Below are 16,294 nucleotides of genomic sequence, written 5' to 3' on the forward strand. Positions count from 1 at the left end.
ACACTAAGTTTGAAGCTGAAGTATATATCTTGGGTAAAGATGAAGGTGGTCGTCATACGCCATTCTTCCAAGGTTACCGTCCACAGTTCTACTTCCGTACGACTGATGTGACAGGTGCTTGTGAGTTGCCTGAAGGTGTTGAAATGGTAATGCCTGGTGATAACGTACAGTTAACAGCTACTTTGATCGCGCCAATCGCGATGGAAGAAGGTCTACGCTTCGCGATTCGTGAAGGTGGTCGTACTGTAGGTGCGGGTGTTGTAGCTAAGATTGTTGAATAATCTTAGTCTATGTTTGGAAGGCAGCTTGATGCTGCCTTCTTTTGTATAGGCCAGTAGCTCAATTGGCAGAGCAGCGGTCTCCAAAACCGCAGGTTGGGGGTTCGATTCCCTCCTGGCCTGCCATTTATTCTAGTAATAAATGGTAGTGGAACAGAATACTTATTAGTGCGTCGATTATGAATGCAAAGGTAGAGAAAGAAGGTAGTGCGCTAGATACGCTGAAGTGGTTGTTGGTGCTTTGTTTGGTGTCAGCGGGCGTGGTGGGTAACTACTATTTTGAAGCAGAATCTCTGTTGTACAGAGTGCTTGCGCTACTTGTTTTGGCATTTGTTGCTGGATGGGTTGCCGTTCAAACGACAAAAGGGCAGGCCTTTGCGAAGTTGGTCTCTGAAGCTCGTTTAGAGATTCGTAAGGTTGTATGGCCTACTAAGCAAGAGTTGACCCAGACGACAATGATAGTTGTTGTTTTTGTGTTAGTGGTTGCGCTTATTTTATGGGGTGTCGACTCCCTGATCGGCTGGATTGTTTCCAGTATTATAGGGTAGTAGGAGAATCACGATGTCCAAAGCTTGGTATGTAGTTCATGCCTATTCAGGTTACGAAAAGCAGGTAATGCGCTCGTTGCAAGAGCAGGTTGCTTTGAAAGGCTTGGAAGCAAAATTTGGTGAAATACTGGTTCCTACAGAGGAAGTGGTAGAAATGCGCGAAGGTAAAAAGCGCAAGAGTGAGCGTAAGTTTTATCCAGGCTACGTTCTTGTGCAAATGGAAATGGACGACGATGCTTGGCATTTGGTTAAGTCCACTCCAAGAGTGTTAGGCTTTATTGGTGGTACTGCTGAAAGACCTGTGCCAATTACTGATCGTGAAGCTGATACGATTCTTCAGAAGATAGAGACGGGTGCAGAGAAACCTCGTCCTAAGACCTTGTTTGAAGCTGGTGAAGTGGTTCGGGTTATCGATGGGCCGTTTGCAGACTTTAATGGTGTTGTTGAGGAAGTAGATTACGAGAAGAGCCGCGTTAAAGTAGCGGTTCTGATTTTTGGTCGCTCTACCCCTGTCGAACTAGAGTTTGGGCAAGTAGAAAAAGACTAAGCAAGTAAGATTTTATCTGCTCACTTTGCGAACTGCAAAGTGGGCTTTTTCTGTCTATACGGGGAGCTATTGAAGCGTTTGAACCCGAAGGAGTAAAAAATGGCAAAGAAAGTTGATGCTTATATCAAGCTTCAGGTAGCCGCTGGTAAAGCGAATCCAAGTCCGCCGGTTGGTCCTGCACTAGGTCAGCACGGTGTTAACATCATGGAATTCTGTAAAGCGTTTAACGCTCAGACTCAAGGTGTTGAACCAGGTCTGCCAGTTCCTGTTGTAATTTCTGTATATAGTGACAAGAGTTTTACTTTTGTCATGAAGACCCCACCTGCATCTATTCTGTTGAAGAAAGCTGCTGGTATCACTAGTGGTAGCGGTCGTCCTAATACTGAGAAGGTTGGAACTGTTACTCGCGCTCAGTTAGAAGAAATTGCTAAAACTAAAGACCCTGACTTAAATGCAGGTGATATGGATGCTGCAGTAAGAATTATTGCTGGTACAGCGCGTAGCATGGGACTTAATACTGAGGGTGTTAACTAATGGCAAAATTAACAAAGCGCCAAAAGTTGGTGCAGGAAAAAGTTCAAGCAGAAAAAGCGTACACGGTAGAAGAAGCGGTAGCTTTGCTTGCTGAGCTTTCAAACGGTGTTAAGTTTACTGAGTCGGTAGATGTTGCTATCAACCTAGGTGTTGATGCGCGTAAATCTGACCAGGCTGTTCGAGGTTCTACAGTACTACCAAATGGAACTGGCAAAACAGTTCGTGTTGCTGTGTTTACTCAAGGTGAAAATGCAGAGAAAGCTAAAGAAGCTGGTGCTGATATCGTTGGTATGGACGAGTTGGCTGCTGAAGTTAAAGCTGGAAACATGGATTTTGACGTAGTTGTTGCATCTCCGGACGCAATGCGTGTAGTTGGTCAGTTAGGTCAAATTCTTGGTCCACGCGGTCTAATGCCAAACCCGAAAGTTGGTACAGTGACGCCAGACGTAGCGACTGCCGTTAAAAATGCAAAAGCTGGTCAGGTTCGTTATAGAACTGACAAGAACGGTATTGTTCATACTATCGTTGGTAATGTTGAGTTCTCAGCTGATTCGATTAAACAGAATATCGAAGCATTGTTGGCTGACTTGAAGAAGGCTAAGCCTGCTTCTGCAAAAGGTGTTTATTTGAAGAAAGTTACACTTTCTTCAACAATGGGTCCTGGTCTACTTATTGATCAGAGCTCAGTGTCTTCATAAGAAGATATGTTAAAGAATACTTTGGAGTCTGAGCCTAGCTCGGGCTGTCAAAGACCGCAGGTGTTGGCTATTTATTAATTTAGAGTGCTAACTTAATCTCCTGCGCAGACGGTGTGTGGACTCTCTTAAATGAGTTGTATCTCCGCCGTAGGTCGCTCCCTGTTTATGCTAACAGGGGGTGGAACTAAGTGGTCAGCTTCGGCTGACTCTCTTGAGGAGAAAACCAATGGCAATTGGAATCGAAGACAAAAAGGCGATTGTCGCCGAAGTCAACGAAGTTGCTGGCGGTGCTTTATCTCTTGTGATGGCTGATTATCATGGCGTTGACGCTAATGATATGACAGGCCTTCGTAAAGAAGCTCGTGAAGGCGGAGTTTATCTTCGTGTCGTTCGAAACACCTTAGCAAAGCGTGCGGTAGAAGGAACAGAGTTTGAATGTGCAGCTGAAGCGTTGGTTGGTCCAACAATTCTTGCATTTTCTTTGGAAGATCCAGGTGCGGCAGCGCGCTTGTTGAAAGATTTTGCTAAAGAAAAAGAAGCATTCGAGATAAAAGCATTAGCGGTTGGTGGTGAACTACTGGGTGCAGATCAGATCGATCGTTTGGCTAAGTTGCCAACGCGCGATCAGGCGTTGGGCATGTTGGCCAGCGTTATTCAAGCACCTATTACCAAGCTTGCACGTACATTCAACGAAGTTCCTTCGAAGGTTACTCGTGCAGTGGCAGCAGTTCGCGATCAGAAGAAAGACGCAGCTTAATTATTTTTTATATAACTTACATTTAGGAGAATGGGACCATGTCTCTATCTAAAGACGATATTTTAAATGCAATCGCTGAAATGAGCGTAATGGACGTTGTTGAACTAGTTGAAGCAATGGAAGAGAAATTCGGCGTATCTGCAGCTGCTGCTGTAGCTGCTGCTCCTGCTGCTGGCGGTGACGCTGGTGGTGCTGCTGCCGCTGAACAGACTGAGTTTGACGTTGTTCTTGCAGGCGCTGGCGACAAGAAAGTTAACGTAATCAAAGCAGTTCGTGCTCTTACAGGTCTTGGCCTTAAAGAAGCGAAAGCAATGGTTGATGGTGCTCCATCTACTGTTAAAGAAGGCGTTAGCAAAGACGACGCTGAAGCTGCTAAGAAAGAGCTTGAGGAAGCTGGCGCATCTGTTGAAGTTAAGTAACTATAATTATAGTTATTTGATGCATGCAGAAGCACACGCATCCTAACGAAATTGGCTGGTAGCATTTGCTGCCGGCCTTTTTCTGTTGTTAGTTAGTAGATAGCTTTCATTATATTGATGCTAACAAGCATCATAGAACAAACTATAAGAAGGTTTGTTAGAAAGGAATATTTGGCAAAGCCTTGAGCATGCAATAAGTATCTCTTTCTAAACATAGCCTGTTATTAAACGGTGTCAACCGTTCAACAATTCAGACCGTTAAGTCACAAAACTGGGGAATATAAATGGCCTACTCGTATACAGAGAAAAAGCGTATTCGTAAAGAATTTGGCGTGTTACCAACCGTCATGGATGTGCCGTATCTTTTGTCTATTCAAATAGACTCGTACTTAAGCTTCTTGCAGAGTGACAATGACCCAGAGTCTCGTGACGATGTTGGTCTTCACGCTGCATTCAAGTCAGTTTTTCCAATTTTGAGCTTCTCAGGTAATGCTGCATTAGAATATGTGAGCTACCGTTTGGGTGAACCCGCATTTGACGTAAAAGAGTGTATTCAGCGTGGTGTAACATACGCAGCTCCATTGCGTGTTAAGGTTCGATTGATTATTTATGATAAAGAATCATCAAATAAAGCAATCAAAGACATCAAAGAGCAAGAAGTATACATGGGCGAAATGCCGCTCATGACCGAAAATGGTACATTTGTTGTTAACGGTACTGAGCGTGTAATCGTCTCTCAGTTGCATCGTTCTCCAGGCGTATTTTTTGATCACGATAAGGGTAAAACACACTCTTCTGGTAAGTTGTTACACTCTGCTCGTGTTATTCCTTACCGTGGTTCATGGTTGGACTTTGAGTTTGACCCGAAAGACAACGTTTTTGTTCGTATTGACCGACGTCGTAAACTACCTGCATCGATCTTGCTACGTGCGCTTGAATACAGCACACAAGAAATTCTTGAAATGTTCTTCGATACCAGTGCATTCGTTATTTCCGGCGAGAGCTGTAAGCTAGAGTTGGTGCCTGCTCGCCTACGTGGTGAGCTTGCAAGTTTCGAAATTAAAGATGCTGACGGTAAGGTTATCGTTGAAGAAGGTCGTCGTATTACTGCGCGTCATATCAGACAGCTTGAGAAGCTTGGTAATCACCTTGAAGTTCCACGTGAGTACCTACACGGCAAGGTGACAGCGAAAGACTTGATCAATGAAGAAACTGGCGAATTGGTTGTTGAGTGTAATACCGAAATCACTGATGAAGTGATCGATACAATTATTGAAGCGGGTATCGAATCGTTCGAGACGATTTATACGAACGAACTAGATTGCGGCCCGTTCATGTCTGATACGCTAAGAATCGATCCGACAAGTAATCAGCTTGAAGCTCTGGTAGAGATTTATCGTATGATGCGTCCTGGTGAGCCGCCAACTAAGGATTCAGCAGAGAACCTGTTCAAGAACTTGTTCTTTACTTCTGAGCGCTACGATCTTTCTGCAGTAGGCCGCATGAAGTTTAATCGCCGTATCGGACGTAGCGATGAGACGGGCGAAGGCGTACTGTCAAATGAAGATATTATCGATGTCTTGAAAACATTGATCGATATTCGAAATGGTAAGGGTGAAGTTGATGATATCGATCACTTGGGTAACCGTCGTATTCGATCTGTAGGTGAAATGGCAGAGAACCAATTCCGTGTTGGTTTGGTTCGTGTTGAAAGAGCTGTACGTGAGCGTTTGAGCATGGCTGAGTCTGATGGTCTAATGCCACAAGACTTGATCAATGCTAAGCCTGTCGCTGCAGCCGTTAAAGAATTCTTTGGTTCTAGCCAGTTATCTCAGTTTATGGATCAGAACAACCCGCTTTCTGAGGTGACTCATAAGCGTCGTGTATCAGCATTAGGCCCAGGTGGTTTGACTCGTGAGCGTGCTGGTTTTGAGGTTCGAGATGTACACCCGACTCACTACGGTCGCGTTTGTCCTATCGAAACGCCTGAAGGTCCAAACATCGGTTTGATTAACTCTTTGGCAACCTACGCACGAACTAACTCTTTTGGCTTCTTAGAGAGTCCGTATAGAAAAGTTGTTGACAGTGTTGTAACAGACGAGATCGAGTATCTGTCAGCAATTGAAGAAAGTGGCTTCATTATCGCACAGGCTAGTGCTGTTGTTAGTGAAGACGGTAAGCTAACTGAAGAGCTTGTTAACGTTCGATATAAAAACGAATTTACAGTAACGCCACCTGAGAAGGTTAACTATATGGACGTGTCACCACGTCAGGTAGTATCGGTAGCAGCTTCTTTGATTCCTTTCTTGGAACACGATGATGCGAACCGTGCTTTGATGGGGTCAAACATGCAGCGTCAGGCTGTTCCAACCCTACGTGCTGAAAAGCCATTGGTTGGTACGGGTATTGAGCGAATTGTTGCTCAGGACTCCGGTGTATGTGTGGTTGCAGATCGAGGTGGTGTAATCGAACGTGTCGATGCAGGCCGAATTGTTGTTCGTGTTAACGATGATGAGACTGCACAAGGCGACGCAGGTGTAGATATCTACAACCTAACGAAATATGTTCGTTCAAACCAAAATACTTGTATAAATCAACAGCCTTTGGTTAAGCAGGGTGAGCAAATTTCTCGTGGTGACGTACTTGCTGATGGTCCTTCGGTTGATATGGGTGAGCTGGCTTTGGGTCAGAACATGCGTATCGCCTTTATGCCTTGGAACGGTTACAACTTTGAGGATTCGATCCTTGTATCTGAGCGTGTAGTTCAAGAAGACCGTTTCACAACTATCCATATTCAGGAATTGACTTGTGTTGCGCGTGATACCAAGTTAGGTAGCGAAGATATTACTGCCGATATTCCGAATGTTGGTGAGAACGCACTTTCCAAGCTGGATGAGTCGGGTATCGTTTATATCGGTGCTGAGGTGGGTGCTGGTGATATTCTTGTTGGTAAGGTAACACCTAAGGGCGAAACCCAGTTAACGCCTGAAGAAAAGCTACTTAGAGCAATCTTCGGTGAAAAAGCATCTGATGTTAAGGATACTTCACTGCGAGTTTCTACAGGAACGCGTGGTACGGTAATCGACGTTCAGGTCTTTACTCGTGACGGTGTTGAGAAAGATCAGCGTTCGAAAGATATTGAAAACGATCAGCTTGATAAGTTCCGTAAAGATTTGAAAGATGAGTATCGCATTGTTCAGGGCGCAACTTATGAGCGTCTTACAAAAGCTTTGCTTGGTCAGTCTGTAATTTCTGCGCCAGGTTTGAAGAAGGGCGATACCCTTAGTGAAGATTACCTTAAAGGCTTAGAGCCTAGCGATTGGTTCACAATTCGTATGTCTGAAGACTCTCTAAATGAGATGTTGGAGAAGGCAGAGGCGCAATTGGAAGATCGTCGTAAAGATCAGGAAGAGCGCTTCGAAGTTAAGAAGGGTAAGCTTCAGACTGGTGATGATCTCGCACCGGGTGTACTGAAAATAGTTAAGGTTTACGTTGCGATCAAACGTCGTATTCAGCCTGGTGATAAGATGGCTGGACGACACGGGAACAAGGGTGTTATCTCGGTTATTATGCCAGTTGAAGATATGCCATATGATGAGCATGGTAACCCAGTAGATATTGTACTTAACCCGCTAGGTGTTCCGTCTCGAATGAACGTCGGTCAGGTACTGGAAACACACTTGGGTTGTGCTGCAAAAGGTCTTGGTAAGAAAATTGACCTTATGATTAAACAGCAGAAAGAAGTGCAAGAACTACGTGGCCTACTGGATCAAATCTATAACGGTGTTGCTGATAAGAAAGAAGCGTTGGATACCTTTAGTGATGAAGAGATTCTAGAGCTGGCACATAACCTTCGCGGTGGTGTTCCAATGGCGACTCCTGCTTTTGATGGTGCGAAAGAGTCTCAGATTAAAGAGCTTCTTCGTCTAGCCGGTCTTGATGATAGTGGTCAGGTTCAATTATATGATGGTCGTACTGGGGACTCTTTTGATCGTCCAGTTACCGTTGGCTATATGTATATCCTTAAGTTGAACCACTTGATTGATGACAAGATGCACGCTCGTTCTACGGGTTCATACAGCCTTGTTACTCAGCAGCCATTGGGCGGTAAAGCTCAGTTTGGTGGTCAGCGCTTCGGTGAGATGGAAGTATGGGCGCTAGAAGCTTACGGTGCTGCTTATACGCTACAGGAAATGCTTACGGTTAAATCTGATGATGTTAACGGCCGTACCAAGATGTATAAGAACATCGTTGATGGTGATCACCGTATGGAGCCTGGCATGCCAGAATCATTCAACGTACTTGTTAAAGAAATTCGCTCGCTTGGTATTGATATCGAGCTGGAATCAGAGTAGTTCGCAAGTCAATACAAACAATTACGCGGAGGCGAGCGCTTCTAGATGAAGCGTTCGCGGATAGATAACTCCAATTGGAGCAAAACCGATGAAAGATTTATTAAACCTATTAAAAAACCAAAATCAAACTCAGGAATTCGACTCAATTCGTATTGGCTTGTCGTCTCCAGAAATGATCCGATCTTGGTCATACGGTGAAGTTAAGAAGCCAGAAACGATTAACTATCGTACATTCAAGCCAGAGCGTGATGGCTTATTTTGTGCCAAAATTTTCGGTCCTATCAAGGACTATGAGTGCTTGTGTGGTAAGTACAAGCGCCTTAAGCATCGTGGTGTAATTTGTGAGAAGTGTGGTGTAGAAGTTGCGCTTGCTAACGTAAGACGTGACCGTATGGCTCATATCGAACTAGCTAGCCCAGTTGCTCACATCTGGTTTTTGAAGTCTTTGCCGTCACGTATTGGTATGCTTTTAGATATGACTTTGCGTGATATCGAGCGAGTATTGTATTTCGAATCATACATGGTTATTGATCCGGGTATGAGTACGCTTGAGCACGGTCAGCTACTTAGTGACGAACAATATTACGAGGCACTTGAAGAGTTCGGTGATGAGTTCGACGCTAAGATGGGTGCAGAAGCGATTCAAAGCTTACTGCAGAACATCAATCTAGAAGAAGAGATTGAGCGTTTAAGAGAAGAGATTCCAGCGACTAACTCAGAAACAAAAATTAAGAAGCTATCTAAGCGTCTTAAATTATTAGAGTCTTTCCACAGCTCAGGCAATAACCCTGAGTGGATGGTCTTGAAGGTGTTGCCTGTACTTCCACCAGATCTTCGTCCTTTGGTTCCCCTGGATGGCGGTCGTTTTGCGACGTCTGATCTGAACGACCTTTATCGTCGAGTGATCAATCGTAACAATCGTTTGAAGCGACTACTAGAGCTGAGCGCACCAGATATCATTGTTCGTAACGAAAAACGTATGTTGCAAGAATCTGTGGACGCATTGCTAGATAACGGCCGTCGTGGTCGTGCTATCACTGGTTCAAACAAGCGTCCTCTTAAGTCTTTGGCTGACATGATCAAAGGTAAGCAGGGTCGTTTCCGCCAGAACCTTCTTGGTAAGCGTGTTGATTACTCTGGTCGTTCGGTGATCGTTGTTGGTCCTAGCCTTCGTTTGCATCAGTGTGGTTTGCCTAAGAAAATGGCACTTGAGCTATTTAAACCATTTATCTTCTCTAAGCTTGAGCATCGTGGTTTAGCTACGACCATCAAAGCGGCGAAGAAGATGGTTGAGCGTGAAACACCTGAAGTATGGGACATTCTTGCTGAAGTAATTCGTGAGCACCCGGTAATGTTGAACCGTGCACCGACACTTCACCGTTTGGGTATTCAGGCATTTGAGCCGGTATTGATCGAAGGTAAAGCGATCCAGTTACACCCACTAGTTTGTGCGGCATATAACGCTGACTTTGATGGTGACCAAATGGCGGTACACGTTCCTCTGACGCTAGAAGCTCAGTTGGAAGCGCGTGCCTTAATGATGTCTACTAACAATATTCTTGCGCCTGCGAATGGTGAGCCAATTATAGTTCCTTCCCAAGATGTTGTACTAGGTTTGTACTATATGACACGTGAGCGTATAAACGCTCAAGGTGAAGGTATGGTTTTCTCTGATATTAAAGAGGTTCAGAGAGCATACGGTGCGAAAAAAGTTCACTTGCAGGCGAAAGTAAAAGTTCGTCTTACAGAGGTTACCAAAGATGAAGACGGTAACAATGTAAGCAAGTCGTTGATTGCAGATACGACAGTTGGTCGAGCAATGTTGTTCGATATTCTTCCTGATGGCTTACCATTTGATTTAGTTAACCGCCCGATGGTTAAAAAGGCGATCTCTAAGTTGATCAATACTGCATATCGCGTATGTGGTTTGAAAGATACGGTAATCTTCGCAGACCAGCTTATGTATTTAGGCTTTTCTCAAGCGACGTTTTCTGGCTCATCTATCGGTGTTAACGACTTCGTTATACCTGATGAGAAATATACGATTATCGATGCGTCTTCTGCTGAAGTAAAAGAGATCGAGACTCAGTTTGCCTCAGGTCTTCTGACGCACGGTGAGAAATACAACAAGGTTATCGATATCTGGGCGAGAGCTAACGATAAAGTCGCTAAAGCGATGATGGATAATCTCGGTAAAGATACCGTCGTTGATCGTGAAGGTAAGACGGTTGAGCAAGACTCATTTAACTCAGTCTTTATGATGGCTGACTCAGGCGCAAGGGGCTCGGCTGCACAGATTCGTCAGCTAGCTGGTATGCGTGGTTTGATGGCTAAGCCGGATGGTTCGATCATCGAAACGCCAATCACAGCAAACTTCCGTGAAGGTTTGAACGTACTTCAGTACTTCATCTCTACTCACGGTGCTCGTAAAGGTTTGGCGGATACGGCATTGAAGACTGCAAACTCCGGTTACCTAACTCGTCGTTTGGTTGACGTTGCCCAGGATCTTGTTGTGACCAATGATGATTGTGGCACCAAAGAAGGTCTGTTAATGACGCCAATGATTGAAGGTGGTGATGTTGTTGTACCACTAGGTGATCGTGTATTGGGTCGTGTTGCAGCAAAAGATATCTTTGCACCGGGTGATTTAGAAAATGTTGTTCTGCCTGTTGGCACCTTCTTGGATGAAAAGAAGGTATCCGAACTAGAAAAGGCAGGTGTTGATGAAGTATGGGTTCGCTCAGCGATTACCTGTGATACTCGACACGGTGTTTGTGCCCAGTGCTACGGTCGTGACTTGGCTCGTGGTCATGTTGTTAATAAGGGTGAGGCTGTTGGTGTTATCGCTGCGCAGTCAATCGGTGAGCCGGGTACACAGTTAACGATGCGTACTTTCCACATCGGTGGTGCGGCGTCTAGATCATCTGCAGTAGATAATATTCAGGTTAAGCATGGTGGTAAGATCCGCCTGCATAATATGAAGTCGATTGAGCGTAAAGACGGCTGCCTAGTTGTAACCTCTCGCTCTTCTGCGCTAGCAGTAGCTGATGAGCATGGTCGCGAGCGTGAGTGGTATAAGCTTCCTTACGGTGCTGTGATCTCGGCTAAAGACGGTGACAAGATCGAAGCGGGTGGTGTGGTTGCTAAGTGGGATCCACATACGCACCCAATCATTACCGAAAATGGTGGTAAGGCTCAGTTCGTTGGAATGGAAGAGGGTATTACTGTAACGACTCAAACTGATGAGTTAACAGGTCTATCCAATATCCAGATTATCGATCCGAAAGATCGTCCATCTTCAGGTAAAGATATTCGTCCAATGGTTCAGCTTGTGGATGAAGATGGTAACCCTGTCTTGTTACCAGGTACAGATAATCCGATTCAGGTATTCTTGCCAGCTAACGCTTTGTTAAATATGCGTGATGGCGACATGGTTGAAGTAGGCGACGTCTTGGCTCGTATTCCTCAAGAGTCATCTAAGACTCGTGATATCACAGGTGGTCTACCGCGAGTAGCTGACTTGTTCGAGGCGCGTAAGCCTAAAGAGCCTTCTATCTTGGCTGAAATTTCTGGTGTTGTTAGTTTCGGTAAAGAGACTAAGGGCAAGAAGCGATTAGTGATTACGCCTAAAGATGGTGCTGAGCCGTATGAAGCATTGATTCACAAGTATCGCCAGTTGAACGTATTCGAAGGCGAAACAGTAGAAAAGGGTGAGGTTATCTCGGATGGACCTTCTAACCCGCACGATATTTTGCGCCTACTGGGTGTTGTGGAGCTATCTAAATACATCACTAACGAAGTGCAGGACGTTTACCGTTTGCAGGGTGTTGTAATTAACGATAAGCATATCGAAGTTATCGTGCGCCAGATGTTGCGTAAAGTTGAGATTACGCAGTCTGGTGATACTGACTTGATCAAGGGTGACCAGGTTGAGTATGTGAAGTTCTTGGAAGCTAATGAAGAGGCTGATTCGAACGACAAGATGCCTGCGCAGTGTGAGCGTCAGTTGTTGGGTATTACCAAAGCTTCGCTTGCAACTGAGTCGTTTATCTCTGCTGCATCGTTCCAGGAAACAACGCGCGTACTGACTGAAGGTGCGGTGACAGGTAAGCGTGACTACTTACGTGGCTTGAAAGAGAACGTGGTAGTGGGCCGTTTGATCCCGGCAGGTACAGGTTTGGCTTACCACTCAGAGCGTAAGCGTAAGAAAGATCAGAAGTTGGCACCTATCGCTGAAGAGGGCTTGGGTGTAAGTGCACAGGATGTTGTTGCAGCATTGAGTGCCGAGCTTAATAAGCAGTAATTGCTTGTTAAGTAAGTGGATGCAGGTGCGGTGAACAAAAAATCACCGCATTGCTTGACAGTTGAGGGGGGCGTCATTAGACTTGCGCCCCTCAACTTTATTGTGCCAGCAATTTCGGCATAGTAGTTTGACGTTTTGTAATGAAACGGTTTTTAAAAATATAGATATTGGAGTTTGCTTACATGGCAACGATTAATCAGTTGGTACGTAAGCCTCGTAAACGTGTAGTCGCGAAAAGTGACGTACCCGCGTTGCAGGCTTGTCCTCAACGTCGAGGCGTTTGTACTCGTGTATACACTACGACACCTAAGAAGCCAAACTCGGCTTTGCGTAAGGTTTGTCGTGTTCGTCTAACGAACGGTTACGAGGTTACATCGTATATCGGTGGTGAAGGCCATAACCTACAAGAGCACAGCGTTGTTCTTATTCGTGGTGGTCGTGTTAAAGATTTGCCTGGTGTTCGTTATCACACAGTTCGTGGTAGCTTGGATACTTCAGGTGTTGCAGATAGACGTCAGGGTCGTTCTAAATACGGTGCTAAGCGTCCTAAGGGATAGTCTTAGGTCTGTCTGAAAGCGTTAATTGTCATAAATATTTCAATTAACAATGAGATAATTGATTGAAGGATAAGAGTAAGGTCGGACTGGCGAAATATTTCGTTTTATGTCTGAGCGAACCTGAAGACCTTTGATGTTAAAAGAGGGCTTGTCATGCCAAGAAGAAGAGTCGTAGCAAAACGCGAGATACTTCCAGATCCTAAATTTGGAAATCAAACGCTTGCAAAGTTTATGAACCACGTAATGGTTCATGGTAAAAAATCCGTAGCAGAGAAAATTGTATACGGTGCATTAGATGCTGTTAAAGCAAAGGGTCATGAAGATCCTTTAGAGCTGTTTGATAAAGCGCTAGAGTCTATCCAGCCAATGGTAGAGGTTAAGTCTCGCCGTGTTGGTGGTGCTACTTATCAGGTTCCAGTTGAAGTTCGTCCGGCTCGTCAGGTAGCGCTAGCAATGCGTTGGTTGGTGGACTACTCTCGTAAGCGTGGCGAAAAGTCTATGGCTTTGCGTCTAGCGGGTGAGATTATCGATGCAGCCGAAGGTAAGGGTGCAGCGGTTAAGAAACGTGAAGATGTTCACAAGATGGCCGAAGCAAACAAGGCTTTCTCTCACTACCGTTTCTAAGGTATACGAGTGTTATATGGCCTGCATTTTATGCGGGCCTTTTTGGGTTTAAGAGGATAAAAAATTGGCACGTAAGACTCCAATTTCCAGGTATAGAAATATTGGTATTTGTGCGCACGTTGATGCTGGTAAAACAACGACAACGGAGCGAGTTCTTTTCTATACAGGCTTGTCGCATAAAATAGGTGAAGTGCACGATGGTGCGGCGACAATGGATTGGATGGAGCAGGAGCAAGAGCGAGGTATCACGATAACCTCTGCTGCGACCACGTGTTTCTGGTCGGGAATGCAGCAACAGTTTGATCAGCATCGCGTGAATATTATCGATACGCCTGGGCACGTTGACTTTACAATTGAAGTAGAGCGCTCGCTCCGCGTGCTTGATGGTGCGGTTGTGGTTTTGTGTGGTTCGTCAGGTGTGCAGCCGCAAACTGAAACGGTCTGGCGGCAGGCTAATAAATATGAAGTGCCGCGCATGGTCTTTGTTAATAAGATGGACCGAACAGGTGCTGACTTCCGAATGGTAGTCGAACAGTTAAAAGATCGTCTAGGTGCTACGCCAGTGCCTCTGCAAATGACAATTGGTGCAGAGGACGAGTTTAAAGGTGTGGTTGACCTGATTAAGATGAAAGCTATTTTATGGAACGAAGCTGATCAGGGTATGACCTTTGATTACGCAGAGATTCCTGAAGATCTGCTGGATGAGTGTGAGGAGATGAGAGAGTTTCTTGTTGAGTCCGCTGCAGAGGCGGATGATGACTTGATGGAGCTTTATTTAGAAGGTGAGCAGCTTTCTGAGCAGCAAATAAAGCAGGCGATTCGCAAGCGTACGTTGGCGAATGAGATTGTGCCGGTTATTGGCGGTTCTGCTTTTAAGAATAAAGGTGTTCAGGCGATGCTTGATGCTGTTGTTGAGTACCTGCCGTCTCCTGAAGAGGTTAAAGCGATCGAGGGTGTGCTTGATGATGACGAGACTGTTGAGTCTCGAGAGGCTGATGATTCTGCTCCATTTTCTGCTCTTGCGTTTAAGATTGCGACGGACCCCTTTGTTGGTACTCTGACTTTCTTTAGGGTCTACTCTGGATCGCTAAAAACCGGCGATACCGTGTATAACCCAGTTAAGGGTAGGAAGGAGCGCATTGGTCGAATGGTGCAGATGCATGCAAATGACCGAGAAGAAATAAAAGAAGTATTGGCTGGAGATATTGCAGCTGCGGTCGGCCTTAAGGATGTTACTACTGGCGAAACGCTATGTAATATTGAGAACAAGATTACGCTTGAGCGTATGGAGTTTCCAGAGCCTGTAATTTCGGTTGCAGTGGAGCCTCGTACGCAGGCAGACCAGGAAAAGATGGGTGTTGCCCTAGGTAAGCTTGCGCAGGAAGATCCTTCGTTTAGAGTAAAAACCGATGAAGAGACGGGCCAGACGATTATCTCCGGAATGGGCGAATTGCACCTGGATATCATCGTTGATCGCATGAAGCGTGAGTTCAGTGTTGAGGCAAATATTGGTAAGCCGCAGGTGGCTTACCGTGAAGCGATTAAAAATATTAGTGATATTGAAGGTAAATTTGTTCGTCAGTCAGGTGGGCGTGGTCAGTATGGGCATGTTTGGCTTAAGTTTGAGCCCTTAGCGGATGGCGAAGAAGGTTTAGAGTTTGTAAATGAGATTGTTGGTGGTGCTGTGCCGCGTGAGTTTATCCCGGCAGTTGAAAAGGGTATCGCAGAGCAGATGCAAAACGGTATTCTGGCTGGTTATCCGTTGCTAGGTTTGAAGGCGACGCTCTATGACGGCTCTTTTCATGATGTCGACTCTAATGAAATGGCATTTAAAATTGCTGCTAGTATGGCGACTAAAAAGTTGGCATCAGAAGGTGGTGCGGTATTGCTTGAGCCGGTTATGAAGGTTGAAGTGGTAACGCCAGAAGAGAATATGGGAGATGTGGTTGGTGACTTAAATCGTCGCCGAGGTCTCATACAGGGTATGGAAGAGAGCGCCGCTGGTAAGGTGGTTAATGCTGAAGTTCCCTTATCTGAAATGTTCGGATACGCAACAGATTTGCGATCCGCAACACAGGGTCGCGCAACCTACGCGATGGAGTTTTTGACTTATTCAGAAGCGCCAAAAGCGGTTGCAGAAGTGATTATTAATAAATCGTAGTCTTAATTAAACTAAAGTCGGTAGCATAGAAAAAGGGGTGTAACCGTGGCTAAAGAAAAATTTGAACGTAATAAACCGCACGTTAACGTAGGTACTATTGGTCACGTTGACCATGGTAAAACAACTTTGACAGCAGCGCTAACGCGTGTATGTGCAGAAGTATTCGGTGGTGAGAAGGTTGATTTCGCAAACATCGATAATGCACCAGAGGAAAGAGAGCGTGGTATCACTATCGCGACGTCTCACGTTGAGTATGATTCAACTGATCGTCACTACGCTCACGTTGACTGCCCAGGGCACGCCGATTATGTTAAAAACATGATCACAGGTGCTGCTCAGATGGATGGTGCTATCTTGGTTTGTGGTGCGACTGATGGTCCTATGCCTCAGACTCGTGAGCACATCCTTTTGTCTCGTCAGGTAGGTGTACCTTACATTGTAGTATTCTTGAACAAGGCTGACTTGTTGGCTGAAGACTGTGGTGGTGCAGGTTCAGAAGAATACAACGAGATG

General features: G+C 45.3%; 12 protein-coding genes, 1 tRNA gene and 1 pseudogene. All 14 read left to right on the top strand.

Annotated features, from left to right (window positions below; genetic code table 11):
* Positions 1–281, top strand: a pseudogene (gene tuf, locus A3729_RS12670) (elongation factor Tu); the annotation flags it as partial.
* Between the two features lie 47 nt (positions 282–328).
* Positions 329–404, top strand: a tRNA-Trp gene (locus tag A3729_RS12675).
* Positions 405–457: 53 nt separating this feature from the next.
* Entirely contained in the window at positions 458–826 is a 369-nt protein-coding gene (secE, locus tag A3729_RS12680; RefSeq protein WP_068507441.1) for a preprotein translocase subunit SecE, read from the top strand.
* A gap of 13 nt (positions 827–839) precedes the next feature.
* A complete protein-coding gene (nusG, locus tag A3729_RS12685) occupies positions 840–1,373 on the top strand; it encodes a transcription termination/antitermination protein NusG (protein ID WP_068507438.1) in 534 nt (177 codons plus the stop codon).
* A 99-nt stretch (positions 1,374–1,472) separates the two neighbouring features.
* The gene (gene rplK / locus A3729_RS12690) at positions 1,473–1,907 is read left to right on the top strand and encodes a 50S ribosomal protein L11 (protein ID WP_068507436.1); all 435 of its coding nucleotides are present in this window, start codon (positions 1,473–1,475) and stop codon (positions 1,905–1,907) included.
* Positions 1,907–2,605 carry a 50S ribosomal protein L1 gene (rplA, locus tag A3729_RS12695; protein WP_068553378.1) on the top strand — a complete coding sequence of 233 codons (699 nt, stop codon included), beginning with the start codon at positions 1,907–1,909 and terminating at the stop codon, positions 2,603–2,605. The genes rplK and rplA overlap by 1 nt, the downstream gene beginning before the upstream one ends.
* A gap of 226 nt (positions 2,606–2,831) precedes the next feature.
* Positions 2,832–3,362 (top strand): 50S ribosomal protein L10, encoded by a 531-nt coding sequence (gene rplJ, locus A3729_RS12700; protein WP_068507430.1) that lies wholly within the window; start codon positions 2,832–2,834, stop codon positions 3,360–3,362.
* Positions 3,363–3,400: 38 nt separating this feature from the next.
* The gene (gene rplL, locus A3729_RS12705; RefSeq protein ID WP_068507428.1) at positions 3,401–3,781 is read left to right on the top strand and encodes a 50S ribosomal protein L7/L12; all 381 of its coding nucleotides are present in this window, start codon (positions 3,401–3,403) and stop codon (positions 3,779–3,781) included.
* A gap of 284 nt (positions 3,782–4,065) precedes the next feature.
* Positions 4,066–8,136 (top strand): DNA-directed RNA polymerase subunit beta, encoded by a 4,071-nt coding sequence (rpoB, locus tag A3729_RS12710; RefSeq protein WP_068507426.1) that lies wholly within the window; start codon positions 4,066–4,068, stop codon positions 8,134–8,136.
* Between the two features lie 88 nt (positions 8,137–8,224).
* On the top strand, positions 8,225–12,439 hold the full coding sequence (rpoC, locus tag A3729_RS12715) for a DNA-directed RNA polymerase subunit beta' (protein WP_068553379.1): 4,215 nt from the start codon (positions 8,225–8,227) through the stop codon (positions 12,437–12,439).
* A 182-nt stretch (positions 12,440–12,621) separates the two neighbouring features.
* Positions 12,622–12,996 (top strand): 30S ribosomal protein S12, encoded by a 375-nt coding sequence (gene rpsL, locus A3729_RS12720; protein WP_068456027.1) that lies wholly within the window; start codon positions 12,622–12,624, stop codon positions 12,994–12,996.
* 153 nt (positions 12,997–13,149) lie between these two features.
* Entirely contained in the window at positions 13,150–13,620 is a 471-nt protein-coding gene (gene rpsG / locus A3729_RS12725; protein ID WP_068509920.1) for a 30S ribosomal protein S7, read from the top strand.
* A 64-nt stretch (positions 13,621–13,684) separates the two neighbouring features.
* Positions 13,685–15,781, top strand: coding sequence for an elongation factor G (gene fusA, locus A3729_RS12730; protein ID WP_068509922.1), 2,097 nt, complete (start codon positions 13,685–13,687; stop codon positions 15,779–15,781).
* Positions 15,782–15,826: 45 nt separating this feature from the next.
* Positions 15,827–16,294: GTP-binding protein (locus A3729_RS12735; protein ID WP_156497933.1), on the top strand; the 468-nt coding region annotated here is incomplete at its 3' end.

Source organism: Oleiphilus sp. HI0043 (assembly GCF_001634935.1).